This window comes from Microbacterium sp. MPKO10 (assembly GCF_026107415.2).
Classification (GTDB): Bacteria; Actinomycetota; Actinomycetes; order Actinomycetales; family Microbacteriaceae; genus Paramicrobacterium.
The window spans coordinates 326,113-339,849 of record NZ_JAPCHX010000002.1; the positions used below are offsets into that span (position 1 = coordinate 326,113).

Genomic DNA, 13,737 nt, shown 5'->3' on the forward strand with positions numbered 1-13,737 from the left:
GTCTACGTCTGGGATCTGAAAGAGTCCGCTGAGCAGATACAGTTGAGCGGGCATAGTCCGATTCAGCTTGGAGGCGTGAATAGTCGTGAGGATTCTTGTACGAGCCGGAAAAGCTCCGCACGATGTGGTTAGTCCGGAAGCGTCATTCGCGCGAAACCGTTCGGGAGTATTTGGCGCCAATGTCGGCAATCTTCTGTTCACGAACGCCGTATACCGCGCTATTTACGTTCCAGGCAGCGAGGTCGTTGTCGATTCGCTCGAAACTGAATCTGTTCGAGTCAACGACAAGTACGTCGATAGAATCAATAGCGAATTCGATGTATTTGTCTTGCCGCTCGCCAACGCCTTCCGGACACAATTTCTTCCCTGGCTTGATCGACTTTCCGCAGTGATTGAAAGACTAAAGATTCCGGTAGTCGTTGTTGGTGTTGGGGCTCAGCTCGGGTTGAGTGGGGACTATTCCGGAGTATCTGACAAAACCAATGCGTCAGTCGCTAGATTTATGCGTGCAGTGCTAGATCACTCGGCCTCTGTCGGAGTTAGAGGCGAGATCACGGCTGATTATCTGAATTCTCTCGGCTTCGGGGAAGAGCATGTAGACGTTATTGGGTGTCCCTCAATGTACGACAACGGACGCCAAATGACGGTTGAAAAGAAGACGGTGCCGCCGTCAAAAGGTGCCCGACTGGGGCTGAACGTTACGCCTTCCATCCCCGGTATGGGGAAGAACCTAATGGCAGTTGCAGAGCAGTATCCAAACTCGGTCTACATACCGCAAGAGCACAGAGAACTCGCCTTGCTCTTGTGGGGGCAGAAGGTAGCAGGAAAGCTAGCCCAGGGAGTACCCGGCGATACGTCCCACCCGCTTTACAAACAAGACCGCATTCGATTTTTTCTTGACCCTCAAACGTGGCGCGACTATTTGTCAACATGTGAATTCGCCTTCGGGAACCGGATTCACGGCAACGTCGCAGCTCTTACAGCTGGTACTCCAGCTGTGTTGCTATCGCATGATTCGCGAACTCTCGAACTAGCGCAGTATCACGGTATACCGTACCGTCCTGTACCTTCTGCCGAGGAAGGTATTGACGTTGGTCATTTGTACGCCGATGCAGATTTCACCGAGCTCAATCGAGTGAGCTCGGAGAATTTTGACCGGTATACCGCGTTCCTTGGTAAGAACAACATCTCGAATATATTTGACCACGGGCAGGCCAACTCCGACTACGAGCGCCAGCTGTCGTCAACCTCGTATCCACGGCCGGTCGGGACATTGTATGCGGACGATCGTGAAGCTCTTATCTCCCGTGTGCGCTGGCTTTGGCAAGGAGTCGAGGCGGATCAGGGTCGAAGAGTTGGCGCATATACGCCTCCATTTGCCCCGCGTCCGTCCTCGAGTGCCGATGAACTGGCTGCGTTAAAAGCCGAGGTAAGTCGACTGGAACATAAACTCAATGAGCACGAAGGCACTCTAACGTACCTTCGTCAGCCTGCAGAAAAGCGAGTCATCGAAGGTCTGAGAGTCCGCGCAGGACGGTTTCGACGTCAACACCGCAAGTCACGCTGATTTTCGAGGTTCACTGCCGGCCGTAACCAGAGCAGCGAGATGGCGGTTCAATATTTTGCGCATTCGGGGGCCGATCGGCTTCTCGATCAACACATTGATCAGCCAAGCAATAAGAAGGACTCCGAAGGTTGCCAAACACAAGGCGATCCAGTTTGGCACAGACTGAAGGTTCGTGAGCATCCACCACCCCCAGTGCTCGTGAATAAGATAAAGGGGGTAAGTCATTAGCCCAAGGACTGTCATCCAACGTGCCCGCACTCGATTTAGCCTTGTCAGCGCAAAGGCGCAGATTGCGGAAGCGCCTACGCCAAGGACGAGCGCGATGATGATCGGATTTAAGGCGTCGTCTGTATTTGATTGGGCCCCGAGTCGAGTGCCCCCATTTGTCTGGAAGACTGAAAATACCCAATTAACAGCGAGCGTGGCCCAGAGGACAAAGTTTCGTGGCTGTTTGACGAGCAGGTAGATGATGATCCCCATGCAAAATAGCGGTGCCTGCTCAGGCATGAAGATCATGTCGACAACATCCGAATTCAAACGCTGAAAGATGGCCGCGATCGGTGGCCAGAGCACAGCAACCGCTAATGCAACAGCTCGAGTCAACCCGATTGTGATGAGGCCGAAGACGAGAACGTAAAACCGAAGTTCTGCCCACAGCGTCCAGTAGACGCCATCAACGTGCGGCACGTCAAAGACTTCTTGCAACATCGTCAGGTTGATGAGTGATTGCGCGATTGAGATGTCTTTGCCTGCTGGCCATAGGAATAGGAGCAGGAGAGACGTCAATATGACTCCTGCCCAGTACGCTGGGTAAACTCTGCTTACTCGTGAGGCAATGAATGCTATCGGTTTGCGCCCCTCGGCGCTCAGCAGAATCACAAATCCGCTGATAACAAAGAAGATCTCGACGCCGAGGAAACCGTACTTTGCAACCGGAAATAGCTCAGGAAATACCTGGTCGACAGGTTCGTCCCAAGCATCATTATCACGAGCAACGAAATGGTAAAGCAACACAGCCGCGGCGGCGGCAAATCTCGTGAGATCAATAAGTGCGAATCGTGGTCGTGCCGACTCGGCCGAGGATGAAGCGAGTTGGATAAATGCTTCCTTACAGACGAACGCTGATGACCTGACCGGTCATCGTGGAATCCATGACACGTGTCGAGACTTCAGCCACCGCTTCTGCAGATAAGAGCGTGTTCTCGGGCTCTTTGCCGAAAGCCTGCGTTCTCATGGGCGTGTGAGTGCGTTGCGGATTGACGCAGTTCACGCGCACGTGATCCTCATCCCACTCCTCTGCGAGGGCCTGAGTAAGGTTGACGACGCCTGCCTTAGTTGCCGAATACAAACTGTAGCCCGCCCGCCCACGTGTGTAGGAACTAGACGTGAAAAGCGTCAGTGAACCTTGGGACTCCTTCAAGAAGTCGAAGGCTTCTTGAGCAACGATGGCCGGAGCCGTCAGGTTTGTTCTAATGGTTTTCTTGATTTCCTTCTTCGGCGCGCTCACCAATGGTGCGACCGAAAGCACTCCCGCCGTCAGGATCACGTAGTCAACGGATCCCGCCTCAGCGTGGGCTCGATTCAGCGCCCTGCGCACACTGCTGCGAGACGTCACATCGGTGTCCGTTTCGCTGCGGCTGAAGGCAAATACTCGCGCCCCCAAGTTCTCGGTAAGCTCAGCGATGCTTTTGCCGATTCCATAGCTACCGCCGAAGACCACCACAGACTTGCCTGTGAGAGAGGGAAGGTCCGCCGAGTCGGCCGAGAGGCTCTTCGACTGAAGCTGGAAAAGCTTGTCTGCGATATGAATGTCGATCGGCTCGGTGACCTTCATGTTCTCCGCCGTGCCGTCGACTACGTAGATCTTCACGTCTGGCAGGTAGGTGAAGATCACGCCACAGTCGTCGGTCGCTTTGAAGTTGGGGTCGTCTGCAGCGATCTCATATGCTCGGCGAATCGTTGAAAGCTTGAATGCCTGAGGAGTTTGGCCGCGCCGGAGGACGGACCGATCAGGCATGTCGGAGATGCAGCCATCATCATCAACCTGAATAATCGTGTCTGCCGAACGTATGGCGGTGTCAACGGCGTCATACGTGTCCAGAGCGCTGACACAGTCGTCAAGGATCCTGTCGTCAATGAACGGACGCACAGCGTCGTGGAAGAGCACCTTGCATTCATTATCAGGAAGCGCGGCAAGCGCGAGCTTTGTCGTGTCGTTGCGCGTCTCGCCACCCGGGAGCACACGTGTCAGCTTGCTGAACCGATCATCCTTCCGTAGGTGATCCAGCTCGTGAATTGACTCGGCATTCATCATGATGATGATTTCGTCAATATTCGAGTTGTTCTCAATGGCTTCGAGCGTGTGTTCAACGATTGCTTTCCCGGCAATCTTGATGAGTTGCTTAGGGATGCCAAGTCCGACACGCACGCCGACTCCGCCGGCAAGGATGACTGCGACAGTTCTCATTCTTTCCTCGTTGCTCTCTACGGTCACTTCGCTGTGAACGACTTGTTCCACTCATCAACTGACGTCAATGTCGGCATCACCCGTCGATAGGTCTTGGACAGGGAGTTCCAGTTGCTGCGCAATTGGCGGTGAAGCGAAAAACTTTCTGCCAGCAGGCGCCGGAAAGTCGCTCGGTCACGTTGGAACAAGGACTTTCCGGAGCCATCTGCCGTCGATACAAGTGCGCTGTCATAATGCGGGGTACGGAACCAGGTTGCGTCTCTTTTTGCGAGTTCGACTTGTGGGCGTTTCTGGTTTGCTGTAGCCGGACGGGTGAACCAGTGCCGAAGCGACATCTTGGCTGTGAAGACAGCGAGACTGATGCCTCTCGGCCCGGGACTTGATGAGTGGGGCGGCGGCACGGGAAAGACGGGCTTGCCCTGGTTCGTCGGCGGAATCTCGTCGTCAGTGCGTAGCACCTTCATTTCTGAGAAGGACGCCGCAGCATTACGTAGCACTGAGAGTTGAGTCGGAAGCTGCTGGTGCATGTGGTCGGGACCGCTGAGAAGATCTCTCAGTGCCATGTGGCGAAGAGTTACCGCGTAATACTGCATCGAGAGCAGATGCTTGAGGTCAAGCCGGAAACTATCGAGCAGGAGGTCCCCGCTCTTGGGCCTGCGAGAGTGGAGCAGGCCAGTAACGATGCGGTTGCGTGCGTGGAAGTACGCCTGCCAATCGATGGAGTCATCTTTGTCGAGCCACGACACATGCCACAGCGCGGCTCCCGGCAATGTCACCGTAGGGATGCCCTGTTCCCGAGCACGAAGGCTGTACTCGGCGTCATCCCACTTGATGAATGCGGGCAGTGACAGGCCGATTTCTTGAATGACCTTCTTGGGGATCAGGCAGAACCACCAGCCGTTATAGTCGGCATCCATGCGAGAGTGCATCCATCGTGTCTGCCGAAGGTTTGTGGTGCGGAAGTCATGCGGGAAAAGCTCCCGGTGCTGCGGACGCCAGATAAACGGCTTCTCATCCACGATTTCTGCATATGCGTGGAGAACTGGTCGATTCAGTAGGTCGAACATGTGGCCGCCCACGAGGGTCGGACGCTTGCTATGACGGGCGAACGCGATAGCCCGAAGAATGCTTTCAGGCTCGATCTTGACGTCGTCGTCGAGTAGCACGAGGAAATCGCTGTCATCGCGCTTCAACACCTCGGACATAGAGCGTGAGAAGCCACCTGAGCCACCGAGATTCGCCTGCTCGATGATCTCCAGCTGGTCGCCGAGTGCTTCACTGACGGCGTCGAATCCGGCTTCGTCTGAGACTCTCTGCGTTCCCTGATCGATGATGAATATGCGGTCGATGAGATCAAGGACCTCGGGACTCTGCGCGAGAGCGTCGAGGGTATTCACGCAGTAATCGGGCTTATTGAACGTCGTCGTCCCGAGAGATGCTTTGCCAGACACCTTCTGTTTTGCGTCAGTCATCCACGTTCCGCTCTCGAGTACGAGACCGTCATCGTCCGCCTCAAGCTCAAACCAGTACCAACCCCCATCGCCGAATGTCTTGAGGGCAAGATCGAACGTACTCATCTCATTGCCCGCAACTCGTCGGGACTCGACGCGCTGCTGAGCTCCCTGGGAATTCGATCGGTACACAAGAATTGTGCCCGAACCAGACGTCTTGAGCTCGAGCCGCACATTCTTGACGTTCGTCCAGTGCTGCCAATACGAGGCGGGGAACGCGTTGAAGTAGCTCGCAAACGACACGCGCCGTCCGCCATTAACCCGCGCACTTGTGCGCGACAGCACATTATCAATGTGGGCGTGATTGCTGACCTTCACGTTCTGCCCGTCGATGGTTGTCCAGGTCTCGGGATCAGCGTAGAGAGGAAGGACGTCTGGGTCGCGATCCAGCGGGAAGACGACGTTCTGCAGCGATGTCCACATGCGCGGCGTGTGACTCCTATTCTCGTGGTTGATCTGCCTAATGCCACTGTCGAGCCTAGCTTCCACGATCCATGAAATGCTGGCAGGACTCTGCAACAGGCGGGAATTCAGACAGACAGCGCTATGATTCCAGTTGGCCCCCACCGCTAAACTCGAGAGCACAACGACATTGGCAGACGGATTGACGAACCCTCACCTGAGCGACTTCAGGACCCCCGGTAGGGGTAACGGTATCCTCGATATCTTCACGAAACGATATCTGCTCAAGGTGCTCGTGAAAAAGGACGTCAGCACTAGATATCGGAATTCGATATTTGGTTGGCTCTGGTCGTACGCAAAACCTCTGGCGCAGTTCCTGGTCTACTTCTTAGTTATCGGGATCATCCTGCAGATGGACCGGGGAGTAGATAACTTCCCGGTGTACCTGTTCTCAGGACTCGTTGTCGTCAACCTTTTCAACGAAGCATTCAACAACGCGACGCGTTCAATCGTTGGGAACAAAGCGCTCGTCAGGAAGATTTACCTTCCCCGCGAGCTGTTCCCCGTCTCTACCGTGATCGTCGCATTCGTCCATTTCCTTCCGCAGGTCGTGATCCTGATTCTGGCTGCCCTGCTCTACGGCTGGGTGCCGAGCCTCCTTGGGATCGTCGCGGCACTCGTGGGTATGCTCCTGATCACCTTGTTCTCGACAGGGCTCGGACTGTTGTTCGGAGCCCTGAACGTTGCATATCGGGATGCACAGAACTTCGTTGAGATTATCCGCACTTTCTCAACGTGGAGCGCGCCGGTGCTTTACTCATGGGACATGCTGGCGCATCGTGCTCCAGACTGGCTATTCCATATCTATATGTCGAACCCGCTGACCGCGTCCGTTGAACTCTTCCATTACGCATTTTGGTTCGACACCTCTGATGGAAGCCTCGCGACTCCGCCGCTTCTGCTGATCTACGTCGCCGTGGCGTTTGTTATTGCCATCGCTTCGATCTTCATCGGACAGTTCGTATTCCGTCGCTTTGAGCGCAACTTCGCACAGGACCTGTAAGCGCATGACCATGACAGACACTCGACCGAGCATCATCGTCGACAACGTTCGCAAGACGTTCCTCATTAGGCACAGCCACTCAATGAAGGAAGCTGTGATCGGAAAGATCCGTGGCCGCAAAGTCGGGTCAACTCCTTTCCAAGCACTCGACGAGGTCTCGTTCACGGTCAACGAGGGGGAATCCGTCGCGATCCTTGGCCACAACGGCTCGGGTAAGTCGACAATGCTGAAGCTCATTTCGGGAGTTCTAGAGCCGAACGCCGGACGCATTCTCGTGCGTGGCCGACTTGCCGGACTCATCGAGGTGGGCGCCGGCTTTCACCCCGATCTTTCCGGGCGCGAAAACGTCTACCTGAACGCCGCGATTCTCGGTATGACGGAGAAAGAGACCGACGAGCGGTTTGACGACATCGTTGACTTTTCCGGCATCCGGGAGTTCATTGACCAGGAGGTCAAGCACTACTCATCAGGCATGTTCATGCGCCTCGCCTTCTCCGTGGCGATCCACACGGAACTTGATGTGCTTCTCGTTGATGAGATCCTCTCGGTCGGCGACGCACCTTTCCGCGAAAAATGTAACCAAAAGATTCGCGAGCTCAGCGACGCGGGCAAGACGATGGTGGTCGTGAGCCACAGCGTCGGCACTGTGCGAGAGCTGTGCACGCGAGGGATTGTGTTGCGCAAGGGTAAGAAGATCTTCGACGGGCCCATCGAAGAAGCACTCGAGGTTCACAAAGCGAAGAACAAGTAGATCGTCACGGAATCTGGTCCGGGTGATTCAGTGGCATTGAGGACGGTCCCGCGGGCCGTTTATCGATCCTCTGCCGCCAACTCTGCGATTGCGATGCCTTAGCCGCGCAGATCACGAGCAGGAACCAGCCGGCTCCAGTCAGGATGTGGCTCTCGGCTGACGATCCGGCGAGAAGCGTCACCAGGACGAGCGCGGGCCACGTGTAGATGAGACTCCGGCGGTTCGAGGCGAGGTTCCACGAGCGCAGGAACGCGAACAGGCACAGCACGAGGAAGAGGAAGATCCCGACGAGCCCAACCTGCAGATACACGTCGAGGTACGCATTGAGCGCAGACGCGTGGACGCGGTCAACCTGAATATTTATCAGGATGTACGGGAAGGTGTCATCGCGCCACGAGCCGATCCATCCCCACCCCTCGAGGAAGTTGTCCTTCACCAGGTCCCACGTGGCTCGCCACAGATGGTAGCGCACACCGAACTCGCTGCCGGCATCCAGCATCCGGATGATCAGGTTGCGCGCGATATAGACGGCCACGAACCCGACGAATCCCACCGTGAGCAGGAACGCTTGAATCAGCGTTCGGCGCTCGGCTGACGACTTGCGCAGCCACAGGAGAGCGAGCGTGGCCACCAGCACCACGAGAATCAGGAGCTGGTTGATGGGGGACTGCGAGAGCAGAAGGCACAGCACCGCGAGTGCGATGGATCCGATCGCGAGCGGCCGGTCTACAGAATGCGTGCGCCACTCGATCACGAACGTGATGAGTCCGATCACCGCCATCAGGCCAAGCAAATTGCGGGTGACGAAGATCCCCTGAATGGGCCCGCCGAGAGCAATGTTTCCCTCGATGCTGAGAAACGGGATCGGCACGTCAAAGAAGATGCCGCTGAGCATCTCGAGGCCGATCGAGACGGCGAGAAGCAGGCGCAGCACTCCGCCGACAGCGCGCACGATCTGGATCATGTCGCGCGTCAGCGCAATGGTCATGGCGAGAATGACGACGACGACTTGATAGCCGAGGCCGATGAGCCCCGATGTCGTGTAGTCACTCCAGAACATGCTGAGCGCGCACCAGGCGACGAAGGCGAAGATCGACAGCGGCCACCAGCCCCGCCATTCGATGTAGTGCCGGCGCCCGATGAGGACGACAGCGGCCAGCACGACGAGGGTGCACAACGCGCCGACGACGCCTGGCCAGCCGAGTAGATTACGGATGAGCGGGATCGAAAATGTTGTCCCAATCGCACACAGTGCAAACGCCTGGGCGAAGGGGGCCGAACTCACGAGCTCGTCAAGCCCGCGGGGGACACGCCCGGATGCTCCGCCGGTTCCCGTCATATTGCCCCGTCTGGAACGATCGTGCGCTCACGTTTGGTCTTGAGCGAGAAGAGGACGACGAGCACCCAGCCCGATTCCACAAGGATGCGGCTCTCGGCGAGGCTTTGCACGACGAGCACGACAACGAACAGCAGCGGCAGAAGCGAGAGCGCCGAATACGGTCGGTCGGTGCGCAGGTCGAACCGGGGACGATCGATGCTGGTGAACCACGAGCGCCACAGCAGCGACACGATGATGGCGGCGAAGATGACCACGCCGACGATGCCGAGCTGCAGCCACACATCAAGCCAGGCGTTGTGCGCGTGAAGCTGCACGACGTGATGCCGGACGAGCGGATCGTCGAGGGGGAGTTGCCCGGGTACCCAGGGACTGGAGTATCCCCAGCCGAACCACGGACGCTCGGATGCTCTGTGGATGACGCGCGTCCAGAACTCCGTGCGGCCCGTGAGATCTTCGCTCTTGCCGAGCAGGTCGAGAAGGCGGTCTGAGAACAGGGCGACGGTCGTGACGATCGAGGCCACGATGACGACGCCCACGGCGTACAGCGTCACTCGTCCGCGTGGGTTTGCCCGCCGTGCAACCATCACAGTGAGCCAGACAACGGCCACTACGAGTGCGGCGATGATGATCGTGCTCGAGCGCGTGAGCACGAAGGTGGCAACTGAGAGCACCATCCAAAACCAGCCCCAGCGGCGGCGAACCGAACCGATGGCCAACTGAATGCCGACAGCGATGATCGCGAGAAGGGCGCAGATGCACAGCAGGTTCGAATTGCCGAGGATCCCCTGGATCTTGCCGCCCGAGAACAGTAGGTTGCGTGACCAGTACGCCAGAAGCGGCGGATCATCGCCCACGTAGACGCCGCCCGAGAGCGGCAGCACCATGTCGCGTACGAAGACCGACACCCAGAGCTCGAAGGCGAGCGAGAGGCCGACGACCCATTTGAGGGCGTTGGCGAGCCGTGTCAGCACCTCCTGCCACGTGAACATCAGCGCCACGAACACACCGACCACGGTGCACATGAACGCGCCCAGATACGTGAGGAGTGTCGCGCCTGCGTAAGACGACCAGGTCACCGAGATGAGTGCGTACGCCAGGAAGGCGAGCAGCGCTTTCGGGAGCATCCGTGTCGTGAGACGCGGGCGTGCCCGCACTAGAACGATCAGCGAGATGACCGTGTACAGGCTGACGATGACGACGTAAGCGGGCCAGCCGACAAGATTCCGGATGCCGTCGCCGCCGAACGCCACAAAGAGCCCGAACGTGCCGTGCGCCGCAGTGACCCGAGCCCTGGTGGACAGGGTCGAGGGTGGGGCGACGACGGGCGAGCTCATTCCTACAATCTATCGCGTGCTCCACGGAGAAAGCCGAAGTGTGCGTAGCCGCGTCGCACATGTCACACGGGCTACCTGTTGTAGCGCCCACTCTTCATATCGGTAAGTAGCTTTCTGGCGTAGAGGATCATCGACGCGAAGTACTCTCCGAAGCTTGTGTACGTATCGATGAGTTCGCCTTCGGCGAGCCAGTGAACGATCGGATCCACGCGGCCATTCGTGATCGGCATCACGAAGACGTCAGCCTCGACGGGAGTAGCTGCGATGGGAAGAAGTCGTTCTGCCGGAATGCGGAGATCTTCTTCAAGCACTTCTGGAGCGTACGTAAATGCCTCAAGCGCGGCGTCGCGGTCCGGACCAGAAACCAATGCTGCCGTTCCCATGAGGTTGACACTGTGATGAAAGCATCGCCAGCCGTCAGCGAAGCTGAGGAACGAACGGTGCTCCGAGTCGAGCACGACTCCAAGCGCAGATTCGGTCTGTGCAATGGCTTGCTCTGACGCTGCGACCTCGGGGAAGAAATTCGGGAAAATTCCCTGTGGATCCCACTGGGCAATGTCATTCTTGACTGTATGCATTTCGACGATCAGTGGTCGCCAATCCGTTAGTCCTCCCACACGTCATCGCCTCCATCAGCATCCGAATGAATTGTGCATTGCTCAAATGCTAAGTTCACGGCGGGAAAACCGCATGGGGGAGAAGTGCCCTTTTGCGGTTACACGAAGGCGTTGTGGCCCGTGATCGAGCGCCCCACGATGAGGGAGTTCATCTCGTGCGTTCCCTCATACGAGTAGAGCGCCTCTGCGTCGGCGAAGAAGCGTGCTGCTTCGTAGTCGAGCACGATGCCGTTGCCGCCCATCGCCTCGCGTGCCCACGCCACGGTCTCGCGCATCCGCGCCGTGCAGAAGCCCTTCGCCATCGCCGAGTGCTCATCACGCTGCGTTCCCTCGTCGAGCATCTGCGAGACACGCACGCACATCGCAATCGATGCCGTGATGTTGCTGAGGCAGCGGGCAAGATGATCCTGAATCAGCTGGTGCTGTGCGATCGGCTTGCCGAACTGCTCACGCTCCTTCGCGTACGCGACAGCGGCATCGTAGGCTCCGATGGAGACGCCGATGGACGACCACGCGACCTGAGCGCGGGTGAGCCGCAGCACACGCGCGGTGTCGCGGAACGAGGTAGCCTCTTGCAGGCGCAGGCTCTCTGGAACGCGCACGTTCTCAAGCGTGATGTCCGCGTTGATGACAGAGCGCAGACTGATCTTCCGCTCGATCTTCGTCGCTGAGTAGCCCGGCGTCGATGTCGGGACGATGAATCCCTTCACCTGGCCATCGGCCTCGTCTTTCGCCCAGATGATCGTGATGTCGCTAAACGTGGCATTGCCGATCCAGCGCTTGGCGCCGTTGATGACCCACTCGTCACCCTCACGCCGCGCCGTCGTACGCAGGCCCTTGGCGCTGTCGCTGCCGGACAGCGGTTCCGTCAGCCCAAACGCTCCGATGACCTCACCAGAGGCGAGCTTCGGCAGCCACTCGGCCCGTTGCTCGGCAGAGCCCGTGACGCCGATGGACCCCATCGCGAGGCCTTCCTGCACGCCGATGAACGTCGCCATCGAAGCATCCACTCGAGACATCTCGAGCGCCGCGAAGCCACGGAAGACCGCCGAATTCTCAAACGGGGCTGTCTCGTCAAACGCATACCGTGCGACATCCGTCGCCATGAACTCCGGGACCAGCTGGCTGGGGAACTCGGCGCGCTCCCAATAGTCATTGATTACGGGGCGAACGCTGGTCTCCATGAAGTCACGGATGCGCTGGAGTGCCTGTTTCTCGTGATCGCTGAGCAGCGTGGAGAATCCGTAGAAATCGGCGGTGATGGGTTCGAACGTCATGGGCTGGCTCCCGGTGATGAGTGGCTCTGCGCAGCGGGTGTCGTTGCGGCGGTGCAGTGAGCCTATGCGGGGTGTCGCGCACGTGGGAAACCGTTGGTAGGTTGATGCAAGTGCTCCCTGCCGGGTTCCGGCGTGATTGTGGGGAGGCAACAAGCCCCAGTCGCACGAGACCGGCAGATGTGCCGACCGCGTGCCCTGATAGTGAGGTGCAGAATTGTTCGTTGCCATTGAGAACACGCCGCGTCCCTACGCCTGGGGCTCGCACACGGCGATTGCCGAACTGCAGGGCCGAGAGCCCTCCGGTGAACCAGAAGCCGAGCTGTGGCTCGGTGCCCACCCCGGCTCTCCGTCGCGGATCTTCCCCGGATCGGGTGTTGGATTTCCCGACCTCGCCGAGTGGATCTCTGCCGATCCGGCATCGGCAGGTGTCGCGAGCGGCCGGCTGCCGTTTCTACTGAAGCTGCTGGCCGCGGAGTCCCCGCTCTCGCTGCAGGCGCACCCGTCACCCGAGCAGGCCGAGGCCGGTTATGCCCGCGAGGATGCGGCAGGCATTCCCCTGGACGCCCCGCACCGCAACTACAAGGATGCTTTTCACAAGCCGGAGCTCGTTGTCGCCCTGAGCGAGACCTACGATGCGCTGTGCGGATTCAGGCCGGTCTCTGAGGCGATCACCGACATCGACGCGCTGGTCGCGGTGGCCACGGACGCTGGGCAGGCGCTCGCCGCTGCCGAACTGACCGGGCTGCGTGAACGGCTCGACGGTGACGACGCCGACGTGTTGCGCGACGTAATCGAGTACCTGCTGGGGTCGGACGTGTCGGCGTTGGTGTCGGCTGTCACGGACGTGGCAGCATCCGCCCCTCTCACGCCCGCCGTCGACACTGTGCGTCTGCTCGCCGAGCACTATGCGGGGGACCCCGGCATCGTCGTGTCGCTGTTCATCAACCGGGTCACGCTGAAGCGAGGCGAGGCGCTGTATCTGCCCGCCGGGAACATTCATGCCTACCTGCGCGGCTTCGGCGTGGAGCTGATGGCCGCAAGCGACAACGTGCTGCGCGGAGGGCTGACGCCCAAGCACGTCGATGTTGCCGAGCTGCTCACCGTGCTGAACTTCGACCCCGTTCCGGTGCCGTACCTTCAGCCTGCGTGGGTGAGCGACGGAGTCGACCGGTTCGCCGTCGATGTGCCGGATTTTGAGCTGTACCGCATGGAAGTGCAGGACACCGACGCGACGATGGACCTGGAAAAGGCGGCGATCGCTGTCGTGACCCGTGGCGAGGCGGAACTCACTGGCGGGCAGGGGGCGGCGACGCTGACAGCCGGGCAGGCCGTGTACGTGACCCCGGATGAGTCGGCGCTGTCGGCGACAGGCGACGGCGAGGTGTTTGTCGCGACGTCGCGGGTGTGAC

The 13,737-nt window shown here is 58.7% G+C and carries 11 protein-coding genes; 4 read left to right on the forward strand and 7 right to left on the reverse strand.

Going from position 1 to position 13,737, the window contains the following annotated elements:
* Positions 1 to 85 precede the first annotated feature (85 nt).
* Positions 86 to 1,567, forward strand: coding sequence for a polysaccharide pyruvyl transferase family protein (locus OK352_RS06125; RefSeq protein WP_265140565.1), 1,482 nt, complete (start codon positions 86 to 88; stop codon positions 1,565 to 1,567).
* Here OK352_RS06125 and OK352_RS06130 read toward each other — a convergent pair.
* The 3 genes from OK352_RS06130 to OK352_RS06140 are packed head-to-tail and all read right to left on the reverse strand — an operon-like array spanning position 1,559 to position 5,968.
* Complete coding sequence (locus tag OK352_RS06130) at positions 1,559 to 2,665, reverse strand: acyltransferase family protein (protein WP_306387780.1); 1,107 nt, start codon at positions 2,663 to 2,665, stop codon at positions 1,559 to 1,561. The two genes, OK352_RS06125 and OK352_RS06130, sit on opposite strands and share 9 nt — an antisense overlap.
* A 10-nt stretch (positions 2,666 to 2,675) precedes the next feature.
* Positions 2,676 to 4,085 carry a bifunctional cytidylyltransferase/SDR family oxidoreductase gene (locus OK352_RS06135; RefSeq protein ID WP_265140566.1) on the reverse strand — a complete coding sequence of 470 codons (1,410 nt, stop codon included), beginning with the start codon at positions 4,083 to 4,085 and terminating at the stop codon, positions 2,676 to 2,678.
* Positions 4,058 to 5,968 (reverse strand): glycosyltransferase, encoded by a 1,911-nt coding sequence (locus OK352_RS06140; protein ID WP_265140567.1) that lies wholly within the window; start codon positions 5,966 to 5,968, stop codon positions 4,058 to 4,060. Before OK352_RS06140 ends, OK352_RS06135 begins: the two co-directional genes overlap by 28 nt.
* Before the next feature lie 181 nt (positions 5,969 to 6,149).
* On the opposite strand from OK352_RS06140, the gene OK352_RS06145 reads away from it, so the two are divergent.
* A complete protein-coding gene (locus OK352_RS06145; protein WP_265140836.1) occupies positions 6,150 to 7,010 on the forward strand; it encodes an ABC transporter permease in 861 nt (286 codons plus the stop codon).
* A 10-nt stretch (positions 7,011 to 7,020) separates the two neighbouring features.
* Complete coding sequence (locus OK352_RS06150; protein WP_265140837.1) at positions 7,021 to 7,761, forward strand: ABC transporter ATP-binding protein; 741 nt, start codon at positions 7,021 to 7,023, stop codon at positions 7,759 to 7,761.
* Positions 7,762 to 7,765: 4 nt separating this feature from the next.
* Here OK352_RS06150 and OK352_RS06155 read toward each other — a convergent pair whose 3' ends face one another.
* The 4 genes from OK352_RS06155 to OK352_RS06170 all read right to left on the reverse strand — a co-directional run bounded on the left by OK352_RS06155 (position 7,766) and on the right by OK352_RS06170 (position 12,328).
* The gene (locus OK352_RS06155) at positions 7,766 to 9,100 is read right to left on the reverse strand and encodes an O-antigen ligase family protein (protein WP_265140568.1); all 1,335 of its coding nucleotides are present in this window, start codon (positions 9,098 to 9,100) and stop codon (positions 7,766 to 7,768) included.
* A complete protein-coding gene (locus OK352_RS06160) occupies positions 9,097 to 10,434 on the reverse strand; it encodes an O-antigen ligase family protein (RefSeq protein WP_265140569.1) in 1,338 nt (445 codons plus the stop codon). Before OK352_RS06160 ends, OK352_RS06155 begins: the two co-directional genes overlap by 4 nt.
* A 71-nt stretch (positions 10,435 to 10,505) precedes the next feature.
* Complete coding sequence (locus OK352_RS06165; RefSeq protein ID WP_265140570.1) at positions 10,506 to 11,012, reverse strand: SMI1/KNR4 family protein; 507 nt, start codon at positions 11,010 to 11,012, stop codon at positions 10,506 to 10,508.
* A gap of 137 nt (positions 11,013 to 11,149) precedes the next feature.
* Positions 11,150 to 12,328 (reverse strand): acyl-CoA dehydrogenase family protein, encoded by a 1,179-nt coding sequence (locus tag OK352_RS06170; protein ID WP_265140571.1) that lies wholly within the window; start codon positions 12,326 to 12,328, stop codon positions 11,150 to 11,152.
* Between the two features lie 214 nt (positions 12,329 to 12,542).
* Between OK352_RS06170 and manA the strand changes: the two genes are divergently transcribed.
* Complete coding sequence (gene manA / locus OK352_RS06175; protein ID WP_265140572.1) at positions 12,543 to 13,736, forward strand: mannose-6-phosphate isomerase, class I; 1,194 nt, start codon at positions 12,543 to 12,545, stop codon at positions 13,734 to 13,736.
* The last annotated feature ends 1 nt before the right edge of the window (position 13,737 follow it).

Bases quoted from the DNA above. Each gene is read 5' to 3' on its own strand.
- OK352_RS06165 (WP_265140570.1), bottom strand. From the start codon at position 11,012: ATGCATACAGTCAAGAATGACATTGCCCAGTGGGATCCACAGGGAATT.
- OK352_RS06170 (WP_265140571.1), bottom strand. From the start codon at position 12,328: ATGACGTTCGAACCCATCACCGCCGATTTCTACGGATTCTCCACGCTG.
- OK352_RS06160 (WP_265140569.1), bottom strand. From the start codon at position 10,434: ATGAGCTCGCCCGTCGTCGCCCCACCCTCGACCCTGTCCACCAGGGCT.
- OK352_RS06150 (WP_265140837.1), top strand. From the start codon at position 7,021: ATGACAGACACTCGACCGAGCATCATCGTCGACAACGTTCGCAAGACG.
- OK352_RS06155 (WP_265140568.1), bottom strand. From the start codon at position 9,100: ATGACGGGAACCGGCGGAGCATCCGGGCGTGTCCCCCGCGGGCTTGAC.
- OK352_RS06140 (WP_265140567.1), bottom strand. From the start codon at position 5,968: ATGTGGACATCGCTGCAGAACGTCGTCTTCCCGCTGGATCGCGACCCA.